The organism is Rhodospirillales bacterium, assembly GCA_016872535.1.
Taxonomy (GTDB): domain Bacteria; phylum Pseudomonadota; class Alphaproteobacteria; order Rhodospirillales; family 2-12-FULL-67-15; genus 2-12-FULL-67-15.
Window position 1 is genome coordinate 20,342 of the sequence record VGZQ01000037.1, and the last position, 10,201, is coordinate 30,542.

General features: G+C 68.7%; 9 protein-coding genes. 1 reads left to right on the forward strand and 8 read right to left on the reverse strand.

What is annotated here, in order from left to right:
* Positions 1 to 93 precede the first annotated feature (93 nt).
* The 7 genes from FJ311_08995 to FJ311_09025 are packed head-to-tail and all read right to left on the reverse strand — an operon-like array spanning position 94 to position 6,629.
* Positions 94 to 1,125, reverse strand: coding sequence for an NADPH:quinone reductase (locus tag FJ311_08995; GenBank protein MBM3951576.1), 1,032 nt, complete (start codon positions 1,123 to 1,125; stop codon positions 94 to 96).
* Positions 1,126 to 1,135: 10 nt separating this feature from the next.
* Positions 1,136 to 1,741 carry a peptide-methionine (S)-S-oxide reductase MsrA gene (msrA, locus tag FJ311_09000; GenBank protein MBM3951577.1) on the reverse strand — a complete coding sequence of 202 codons (606 nt, stop codon included), beginning with the start codon at positions 1,739 to 1,741 and terminating at the stop codon, positions 1,136 to 1,138.
* Between the two features lie 4 nt (positions 1,742 to 1,745).
* Positions 1,746 to 2,156, reverse strand: coding sequence for an ATP synthase F1 subunit epsilon (gene atpC / locus FJ311_09005; GenBank protein MBM3951578.1), 411 nt, complete (start codon positions 2,154 to 2,156; stop codon positions 1,746 to 1,748).
* A gap of 32 nt (positions 2,157 to 2,188) precedes the next feature.
* Positions 2,189 to 3,613 (reverse strand): F0F1 ATP synthase subunit beta, encoded by a 1,425-nt coding sequence (gene atpD / locus FJ311_09010; protein MBM3951579.1) that lies wholly within the window; start codon positions 3,611 to 3,613, stop codon positions 2,189 to 2,191.
* A gap of 16 nt (positions 3,614 to 3,629) precedes the next feature.
* A complete protein-coding gene (locus FJ311_09015) occupies positions 3,630 to 4,511 on the reverse strand; it encodes a F0F1 ATP synthase subunit gamma (protein MBM3951580.1) in 882 nt (293 codons plus the stop codon).
* Positions 4,512 to 4,533: 22 nt separating this feature from the next.
* Complete coding sequence (locus tag FJ311_09020) at positions 4,534 to 6,066, reverse strand: F0F1 ATP synthase subunit alpha (protein MBM3951581.1); 1,533 nt, start codon at positions 6,064 to 6,066, stop codon at positions 4,534 to 4,536.
* Positions 6,066 to 6,629 (reverse strand): F0F1 ATP synthase subunit delta, encoded by a 564-nt coding sequence (locus FJ311_09025; protein MBM3951582.1) that lies wholly within the window; start codon positions 6,627 to 6,629, stop codon positions 6,066 to 6,068. The genes FJ311_09020 and FJ311_09025 overlap by 1 nt, the downstream gene beginning before the upstream one ends.
* 297 nt (positions 6,630 to 6,926) lie before the next feature.
* Here FJ311_09025 and FJ311_09030 point away from each other — a divergent pair, with 297 nt between their 5' ends.
* Positions 6,927 to 7,790, forward strand: coding sequence for a response regulator (locus tag FJ311_09030; protein ID MBM3951583.1), 864 nt, complete (start codon positions 6,927 to 6,929; stop codon positions 7,788 to 7,790).
* Here the strand turns inward: FJ311_09030 and FJ311_09035 are convergent.
* Positions 7,775 to 10,024, reverse strand: a complete 2,250-nt coding sequence (locus FJ311_09035) for a primosomal protein N' (protein MBM3951584.1) — start codon at positions 10,022 to 10,024, stop codon at positions 7,775 to 7,777. The two genes, FJ311_09030 and FJ311_09035, sit on opposite strands and share 16 nt — an antisense overlap.
* Between the last annotated feature and the right edge of the window lie 177 nt (positions 10,025 to 10,201).

Sequence of the window (10,201 nt, forward strand, 5' to 3'; positions counted from 1 at the left end):
TGGATTTTTTGCACTCGCTTTTTTCCCTCCCCCCTTGCGGGGGAGGGTCAGGGTGGGGGGAAAGAACGCGAGATTCATGGACAATCTCCGATCCTAGGCCACGTCCACCAGCACGCCGCCGGTGGCCGTGGCCTTCTCGACCGCTTCGTGGGCCTCCGCGAGGCGCGCGAGCGGCACGCGCAAGCCCACGCGATGGCGGAGCGCGCCTTCCTTCAGCATTCGCGTCACGTCGGCGAAGGCGGTGCCTTGCGCCGCCTCCGGCATGCCGTAGATGAACACGAATTCGATCTTGGCGTTCAGCACCATCAGCGGCCCGAACGGGATTTTCGGTTCGGGCGCGGAATCGGAAGCATAGGTGGCGATCGCGCCGCCCGGTGCGAGAATCTTGGGCGCCAGCGCGACGTTGGCGCCGAATTCGGTTTCGACGATGCGGTGAACTCCCTTGCCGCCGCTCGCGGTCTTGATCTTGTCGGCCAAGTCGGCGTCGCGGTAATCGAGCGCCACGTCGGCGCCGAGGTCCTTGAGCTGCGCGAGCTTGGGCGCGGACGCGGTCGCGATCACCCGCGCGCCCGCGCGCTTCGCCATTTGAATTGCATAAGCGCCGACCCGGCCGGTGCCGCCGGTGATTAAGATATTTTGCCCCAAGAGGGGCGTGTCCTTCGGAGCGCGCGGGGATTCGCCCGCGCGCGATGCGAACAATTCGTCGCTCGGAAAAAGGCAGCGGTGCGCCGTCACCGCCGGAACGCCGAGGGAGGCACCGTCCGCGAACGACACGCCGTCCGGCAACGGAATCGCGAAGCGCGACGGGACGCAGGTATATTGCGCGGCGGTGCCGAAGGGTCGTCCATGTTGCGCCGCGAACACCCAGACGCGCTCGCCGACGCGGGTTTGCGGCACGCCCGCGCCGACCCGGTCGATGGTGCCGGCGCCGTCGTTGTTCGGGATAATGCGGGGGAATTTTCCGAGTTCGCGGCCCTCTTTCCGGCGCTTGACGTCGGTCGGGTTGACCGAGGATACCGCCACGCGCACCCGCACCTCGCCCGGCGCCGGTTCGGGGTCCGGCATTTCGCCCGCGACCAGCACCTCGGCGGCGGGGCCCTTTCGTTCGTACCAGACGGCGCGCATGGGACGGGTCCTATTTCTTCAGGCGCTCGGGAAAATATTTCCGCAACTTCGCCACCTTGGGCGCCGAGACGTAGGCGATGTAGGGCTGGCCCGGATTGAGCCGGGCGTAATCCTGGTGGTAATCCTCCGCCGGGTAAAATTTCGTCAGCGGCTCCAGGGTGGTGACGATGGGCGAGTCGAAAACCTTCGCTTTATCGAGCTTGGCGATGTAATCGCGCGCGATCCGCTTTTCGTTTTCGTCCCGGTAAAAGATCGCCGAGCGGTACTGGCGCCCGACGTCGTTGCCCTGGCGGTTCAACTGGGTCGGGTCGTGGGCGACGGAAAAGAAGATGCGCAGCAGCTCGCCGAACGACGCGCGCGCGGGGTCGTAGCGGATTTCGATCGCTTCCGCGTGGTCGGTCTTGCCCGAGCAGACGTCTTTGTAGTTGGCGGTTTCGGGCGTGCCGCCGGCATAGCCGGAAACGACCGAGATCACGCCCGCGAGTTCGCGGTAAACCGCCTCGGTGCACCAGAAGCAGCCGCCCGCCAAAACCAGCGTTCGCTCGGTTTCGCCGGCGCGTAAGTCTTCATCGGGTCCGGGAAAGTCGCTCGGCGCTAGGGTAGAGCGGCCGAACATCTCGTCACGCCGCCCGCTCGACCAGGGCAAGCAGGGTTTCGGCGACGGCGACGGCGCGCTGGCCTTGCGCCTTGGCCGCGTCGGTGTCGGCCTCGGCGAGCCGGGCGCGGGCGCGGGCGAGGCGGGCCTCGGCCTCGGGCCGCGCGATCTCGGCGAGCGGAATCGCCTCGTCCGCCAGCACCGTGCAGCGCTCGGGCGACACGTCGACGAAACCGCCGGCGACGAACAGGCGCTCGACCGGCTTGCCGCCCTCGTACACCGTGACCGCGCCGGGGCGCAACGTCCCGACCAGCAGCGAATGGCCGGGCAGCACGCCCATGTCGCCCTCGGCGCCGGGCACGACCACCATCTCGACCGGGTCGGACTTGACCAGCCGTTCGGGGGTGACCAGCTCGAAGGCGATGGTGGCGGCCATGGGGCGATGTCCGTTCGCGGTTCCGGTGCGGCTCAGGCGGCTTCCGCCGCCATGCGCTTCGCCTTTTCGACCGCTTCCTCGATGGTGCCGACCATGTAGAAGGCGGACTCGGGCAGGGTGTCGTAGTCGCCGGCGACGATGCCCTTGAAGCCCTTGATGGTGTCGGCGAGCGCGACCAGCTTGCCGGGGCTGCCGGTGAACACCTCGGCGACGTGGAACGGCTGGCTCAAGAAGCGCTGGATCTTGCGCGCGCGCGCGACCGTGAGCTTGTCTTCCTCCGACAGCTCGTCCATGCCGAGAATGGCGATGATGTCCTGCAGCGACTTGTAGGTCTGCAGGATTTTCTGCACCTGGGTCGCGACCTGGTAGTGCTCCTCGCCGACGACGCGCGGGTCGAGCACGCGCGAGGTCGAATCGAGCGGATCGACGGCGGGATAGATGCCGAGTTCGGCGATCTGGCGGGAAAGCACCGTGGTCGCGTCGAGGTGCGAGAACGAGGTCGCCGGCGCCGGGTCGGTCAGGTCGTCGGCCGGCACGTAGATCGCCTGGACCGAGGTGATCGAGCCCTTGTTGGTCGAGGTGATGCGCTCCTGCAACGCGCCCATGTCGGTGGCCAAGGTGGGTTGGTAGCCGACCGCCGAGGGAATGCGCCCCAAGAGCGCCGACACCTCGGAGCCCGCTTGGGTGAAGCGGAAGATGTTGTCGACGAAGAAGAGAACGTCCTGGCCTTCCTGGTCGCGGAAGTATTCGGCGAGCGTGAGACCGGAGAGGCCGACGCGCGCGCGCGCGCCGGGCGGCTCGTTCATCTGGCCGTAGACCAGCGCCGCCTTGGAACCGGGGCCGTCGAGCTTGATCACGCCCGATTCGATCATTTCGTGGTAGAGGTCGTTGCCCTCGCGCGTGCGCTCGCCGACGCCGGCGAAGACCGAATAGCCGCCGTGGCCCTTGGCGATGTTGTTGATCAATTCCATGATGATGACGGTCTTGCCGACGCCCGCGCCGCCGAACAGGCCGATCTTGCCGCCCTTGGCGTAGGGGCAGATCAGGTCCACCACCTTGATGCCGGTGGTGAGAATTTGCGTTTCGGTCGACTGGTCGACGAAGGCCGGGGCCGGCGCGTGGATCGGCATCGACATCTTGGCGTTGACGGGCCCTCGCTCGTCGACCGGCTCGCCGATCACGTTGATGATGCGCCCGAGCGTTTCCGGGCCGACCGGCACGCGGATCGGACCGCCGGTGTCCTTGACCTCGACCCCGCGCTGCAGGCCGTCGGTGGTGTCCATGGCGACCGTGCGCACCGCCTTTTCGCCCAGGTGCTGCGCGACCTCGAGCACCAACAGCTTGCCGCCGTTGTCGACGTGCAGCGCGTTCAGGATTTCCGGCAGCTCGCCCTCGAAGCGGACGTCGACCACCGCGCCCATGACCTGGGTGACCTTGCCGATGTTGTTCTTCGCCATGTGTTTCGTGCTCCGGCTAGAGCGCTTCCGCGCCCGAGATGATTTCGATCAGTTCCTTGGTGATGCCGGCCTGGCGCGTGCGGTTGTATTGCAGCGTCAGCCGGTCGATCATGTCGCCCGCGTTGCGGGTCGCGTTGTCCATCGCGGTCATGCGCGCGCCGTGCTCGGACGCCGAGCTTTCGAGCAGCGCCTGGAACGTCTGGATGGCGAGGTTGCGCGGCAGCAGCTCGGCCAGGATCTCGGCCTCGTCCGGCTCGAAGATCGGCACCGCGCGCGCGCCCTGAGCGGCCGCGGTTTCCGCCGGCACCGGCAGCGGCACGATCTGGCTCCGGGTCACGATCTGGGTCATGGCCGACTTGAAGCGGTTGAAAATGAGCGTGGCGACGTCGAAGGCGCCCGCCTCGTAGAGGGCGACGAGCTTCGCCGCGATCGGCTGGGCGTCGGCGTATTGGACGCCCTTGCGCCCGATGCCGGTGAAATCGGCGACGATGTCGTTTTTGAAATCGCGCCGGAGCACGTCGCGGCCCTTGCGCCCGACGCAGAGGAGCTTGACGGTCTTGCCCCCGGCGCGCAGCTCCTGGGCGAGGCGGCGGGTTTCGCGCACGACCGAACTGTTGAAGACGCCGCAGAGGCCCCGGTCGGCGGTGCAGGGGATCAGCAGGTGCACCTTGTCCTCGCCGGTGCCGGCGAGCAGCCTCGGCGCGCCGGCCACGCCCTTCTGGCCGGCGGCGAGCGCGGCCACCATGCGGCCCATGCGCTCGGCGTAGGCGCGGCTGGCCTCGGCCGACTCTTGCGCGCGGCGCAATTTCGCGGCGGCCACCATCTTCATGGCCGACGTGATCTTGCGCGTCGCCTTGACGCTGTTGATCCGCAGTTTGAAGGATTTCAGGCTCGGCATGACGTGGGTCCGGTATGGCGCCTCAGCCGGCGAAGGTCTTGGCGAATTCGTCGTAGAAGCGCGTCATCCGTTCCTCGGTCTTCTTGGAGATTTCCCTCTCGGTCCGGAGGGTGTCGAGAATGTCCTTGCCCTTGGCGCGCAGCTCCGACAGCGCCTGGCGCTCGAACTTGCCGACGTCGCCGACCGCGATCTTGTCGAGATAGCCGCGCACCCCGGCGAAGATCAACGCCACCTGCTCCTCGACCGGCAGTGGGCTGTACTGCGGCTGCTTGAGGATTTCGGTCAGCCGCGCGCCGCGCGCGAGCAGGCGCTGGGTCGCGGCGTCGAGGTCGGAGGCGAACTGGGCGAAGGCGGCCATCTCGCGGTACTGGGCGAGTTCGAGCTTGATGGTGCCGGCGACCTGCTTCATCGCCTTGATCTGGGCGGCGGAGCCGACGCGGCTGACCGAGAGGCCGACGTTCACCGCCGGGCGGATGCCCTTATAGAACAGTTCGGTTTCGAGGAAGATCTGGCCGTCGGTGATGGAAATGACGTTGGTCGGGATGTAGGCCGACACGTCGCCCGCCTGGGTTTCGATCACCGGCAGCGCGGTGAGCGAGCCGGCGCCGTGGCCGTCGTTCATTTTGGCCGCGCGCTCGAGCAGGCGCGAATGGAGATAGAACACGTCGCCGGGATAGGCTTCGCGCCCCGGCGGGCGGCGGAGCAAGAGCGACATCTGGCGGTAGGCCACCGCCTGCTTGGACAGATCGTCGTAGAAGATGACCGCGTGCATGCCGTTGTCGCGGAAATACTCGCCCATGGCGCAGCCGGTGTAGGGGGCCAGGAACTGCAACGGCGCCGGGTCGGACGCGGTCGCCGCGATCACGATCGAGTACTTGAGCGCGTCGTTGTCTTCCAGCGTCTTGACCAGCTGGGCGACGGTCGAGCGCTTCTGGCCGATCGCGACGTAGACGCAGTAGAGCTTGCTCTTCTCGTCGCCGCTTTCGTTGACCCGCTTCTGGTTGAGGATGGTGTCGACGATGATCGCCGTCTTGCCGGTCTGGCGGTCGCCGATGATCAGCTCGCGCTGGCCGCGGCCGATCGGGATCAGGCTGTCGATCGCCTTGATGCCGGTTTGCATCGGCTCGTGCACCGAACGGCGCGGCACGATGCCCGGCGCCTTGACCTCGACCCGCGCGCGCTTGGCTGACGCGATCGGACCCTTGCCGTCGATCGGCTGGCCGAGCCCGTCGACCACGCGACCCAACAGCTCCTTGCCGACCGGCACGTCGACGATGGCGCCGGTGCGCTTGACCGTGTCGCCCTCGCGGATGTTGCGGTCGTCGCCGAAAATCACCGCGCCGACGTTGTCGTCCTCCAGGTTCAGCGCCATGCCCTTGATGCCGCCGGGAAACTCGACCATTTCGCCGGCCTGCACGGAATCGAGCCCCCAGATGCGGGCGATGCCGTCGCCGACCGACAACACTTGGCCCACCTCCGCGACCTCGGCTTCGGCGCCGAAGTTGGCGATGCGTTCCTTGAGGATGGCGGAAATTTCCGCGGCGCGAATGTCCATCAGGCGGTTCCTTTCATGGCGGTGCGCATGCGCGCGAGGCGCGAACGGAGCGAGCTGTCGACCATGCGCGAGCCGACCTTGACGACCAGGCCGCCGAGCAGCTCGGGCTCGACCCGGGCGTGGATCACGACCCTGGCGCCGAGGGCCTTCTTGAGCTGGCTTTCGAGCGCGTCGGTCTGGTCTTTCGAGAGCGGTTTGGCCGAGGCGACCTCGGCGGTAATTTCGCCCGCGCGCTCGGCGAGCCGGGCGCGAAACGCGGCGATCATGTCGGGCAGCTGGGCGGCGCGGCGGTTTTTCACCGTCAGGCCGACGAAGTTGCGGGTCAGCGCGTCGAGGCGGGCTTCCTCCATCACCGCGTCGAGGCCGAAGTGCTGATCCTCGCGCGACATGCGCGGCGAGCGGATCAGGCGCCCGAGGTCGTGGCTGTCGGCGACCATGGCGCCGAGCCGGGCGAGGTCCTCGGCGACGCGGTCGAGCTTGCCTTTTTCCTCCGCCAAATCGAACAAAGCGGCCGCATAGCGGGCGGCGAGGCCTGTCGCCCCTGTGGAAGCTCCGGTGGACACGCGCTTGCCCTCAAGAAATCCGACGAAAAAACGAGCGCGTCGCCGGCCGAAAAACGGGAGATTCCGGGGCGCCGCGGCGGGTGGGTTCTCTACCACGGTCTGCCCCCGCGGCGCAACCTGACTTGCCGCAGGTGCGAAGTTCCGGAAGCCGGGAAAAACGCCAGCCCGAACAACGAATTATCGGCTGCGGGCAGCGGCGTCCGGAAAGCCCGCGACCCAAGGGATGCTGTGACGGTCGTCATCGCGAAAAACGCCCGCGTGTTCTCTCCTTGCAAGCAGAGGGAAAAGGAGAAAGCCATGACCACGGTCGCGACGCCCCGCAATCCGGGCGGACCCAGTGCCGGTCCGAATGGGCTTCTCGATCGGCCGAACCGCGGGAGCCAATGGGATCCCGCCCACGAGCGGCTTTGTGCCCTTGTTTATCTGATCGTCGGCGAGCGGCGTTTCGCGCGCTCCATGATCAAGAGCGCCCTCAACGGCTTCGGCTTCCGCAATTTGACCGAATGCGAATCGGCCGAGCACGCACTCAAGGTGATCGTGGAGGGCGGCGTCGACGCGGTCCTGGTCGAGCACGACATGCCGGGCACCAACGGCGCCGAATTCGTCTGGCGGCTGCGCCGCCTCGGCGACGAGCGGGCGCGGCGGCTGCCGGTGGTGATGGTCGGCAACGACGCCCTCGCCGCCCACGTCCGCGACGCGGTCGATTCCGGCGTCAACGAATATCTGCCGAAACCGTACTCCCGGCGCGACTTTTATGCCCGCATCCGCCGCGCGGTCCTCGCGCCCAAGCCGTTCGTCGTCACGCCCGGCTACGTCGGCCCCGACCGGCGCATCGTCGATCAGGGCCCGCCGCGCGGGTCCGAGCGGCGCGTCGGGCTTCCGATGTCGGTTCAGCTTTACGCGCTCGCCGGATCGGAGCCGAAGTGGATCAAGGCCGCGAAGCTGGGGACGGACGGCGGCGACAAAACCGCGAGTCCGGCGGAGTCGCCCGCGGAAGCCAAACCGCCCGGCGCCTTGCCGCACGCGTCCGCGACCGGGAACCCGGCGCCGTTTTCCGCCGCGCCGTCTTCAGTCCTCGCCGAATCGGACTTTTCCGGAGGCGGCGCGGGAGAACGCCTTGCGGCCCGGCGCGCGCGCCGCGAGACTCACAAGAAACCGTAAGGATCGACGTCCACCTGCACGCGCACGCCGCGCGGCAGTCGCACCCGCGCGAGCCAATCGCGCACGATATTCTGCACCGCGACCGCGCGCGGGGCCTTCAGCAGGAACCGCCGCCGGTGCCGACCGCGCAGAACGGCAAGCGGCGCCGGCGCCGGCCCGAGCACGCGAAGGCCTTCGCCGCCGGGGGCGACGCGGGCGAGCGCGCGCGCCGCCCGCTCGACCTCGGCTTCCTTTTTTCCCGATACGATCAGGGCGACCAGGCGCCCGAACGGCGGCATGGCCGCTTCGCGCCGGGCCTCGGTCTCGGCGGCGATAAAGCGGTCGCGCGCCAGGTCCGCGAGCGCGGCCATCACCGGATGCTCGGGCATGTAGGTCTGGAGAACCACCTTCCCCGGTCGTTCGCCCCGTCCGGCCCGTCCGGCGACTTGATAAAGAAGCTGGTAGGTCCGCTCGGCGGCGCGTAAATCCCCGCCGGCCAATCCTAAGTCCGCGTCCACCGCGCCGACCAGGGTCAGCTTGGGAAAATGGTGACCCTTGGCGAGGATTTGGGTTCCGATCAGCACGTCCACTTCGCCCGCCTCGACCCTTCGGATCAGCGCGTGCGCGGCCTGGGCCCCGGCCAGGACGTCGCTGGTGGCGAGCGCGATCCGGGCCTTGGGGAACGCCGCGCGGGTTTCCTCCTCCAGCCGCTCGACGCCGGGACCGCACGCGGCGAATTTTCCTTCCGCCTGGCACGCGGGGCAGCGCTCCGGCAACGGGACGGCGAGGCCGCAATGGTGGCAGCGAAGCCGCGCGCTCGCGCGCCCCGATAGGGGCGCATCATTTAATGCGCGCGGGGATTCGCCCGCGCGGCCCTTGTGCTCCACCAACCACGCGCTGCAATCGGGGCAGCGGAAGCGGTGCCCGCAGCCCCGGCAGAGGGTGAGCGGCGCGTAGCCGCGCCGGTTCAAGAACAACATCGCCTGTTCGCCGTTGGCGAACGTTGCCGCGAGCGCCTGCGCGAGCGGTTCCGAAATCCAGCGCCCGGCCGGGAGCTTTTCCCGGCGCATGTCGACGCGGACGACCTCGGGCAGCCGGGCGCCGCCGTGCCGGTCGGGAAGGTGAGCCGCGCCGTAGCGTCCGGCGGCGACGTTGGCGACGGTTTCCAAGGACGGCGTCGCCGACGCCAGCACGACCGGGATGTTTCCCAGGCGCGCGCGCACCACCGCCATGTCGCGGGCGTTGTAGATGACGCCGTCCTCCTGCTTGTAGGAGGAGTCGTGTTCCTCGTCGACCACCACCAGGCCGAGGTCGGGAAACGGCAGGAAGAGCGCCGAGCGCGCGCCGCACACCACCCGCGCCGCGCCTTCCGCCACCGCGCGCCAGGTCGCGCGCCGCGCCGCGTCGGAAACGCCCGAGTGCCAGAGCGCGGGCTCCGCCCCGAAGCGGGCGCGGAAACGGTTGAGCCACTGCGCGCCAAGCGCGATTTCGGGCAGCAGCACCAGCGCCTGCCGTCCCGACTCCAGCGCGGCGGCGACCGCCTGGAAATAAACCTCGGTTTTCCCCGAGCCGGGAACGCCGTCGAGCAGCGTGACGGAAAATCCCGCGCGGGTTTTCGCCGCAAGGTCGTCGGCAGCCCTTTGCTGGTCGGACGAAAGCGAAGGTCCGGCGCGCTTCCAGTCGGGCGGAACGAACGCCTTCGCTGGCATCGGCACCGCCGTCAGCGCGCCCGCCTCCGCGAGCGCCTTGACCACGCCCGCGCCGACGCCCGCGTCGCGCGCGAGTTCGGCAAGAATGCGCGGCGGGCCGTCGGCCGCGTCCAAGACCCGTTGGCGCGCGACGGTTAACTTGAGTGTGGTTGTCGGTGCCGGATTGCGGACGTAGCCGAGAACGGGTTTTTCGGGCGCGAGCGCCTTCGGCACGCTCGCCGCCATCTTGAGCACCGCGCCGGGCGGCGACAGGGTGTAGTCGGCGACCCAATCGACGAAGCGGCGGGATACCTCCGGCAGCGGCGGCGCGGGCAGGACGGCGCCGGCGGTTTTCAGGCGGGCCTCGGCGACCTCGCCCGAGCCCGGCCCCCAGACCACGCCCGCGAGCCGGCGGCCGCCGAGCGGCACGGTCACGAAGTCACCCGCCTTGAGAATCGCCCCTTCCGGCACCCGGTAGTCGTAGGCCCCGGAAAGCGGAAGGGGTAGTAGGACGGAGACGGTTTCCCCCCCTATATATTGCGTTTTGATGGAACCGGCCGAGTCCATGGGCTACACTCTATCGCATCTTGGCCAATCTGGGGCGAACACGGGGGAAAGGCACATGAGCACCAGCAAGACCCGGAGCGAGGCCGACGCCGCGCCCGCCGCCGACGTGAACGCCGACGACGTCAACGCCGATCAGGTCGCCCGCTACCTCGCCCGCCACCCCGATTTCTTCGAGGC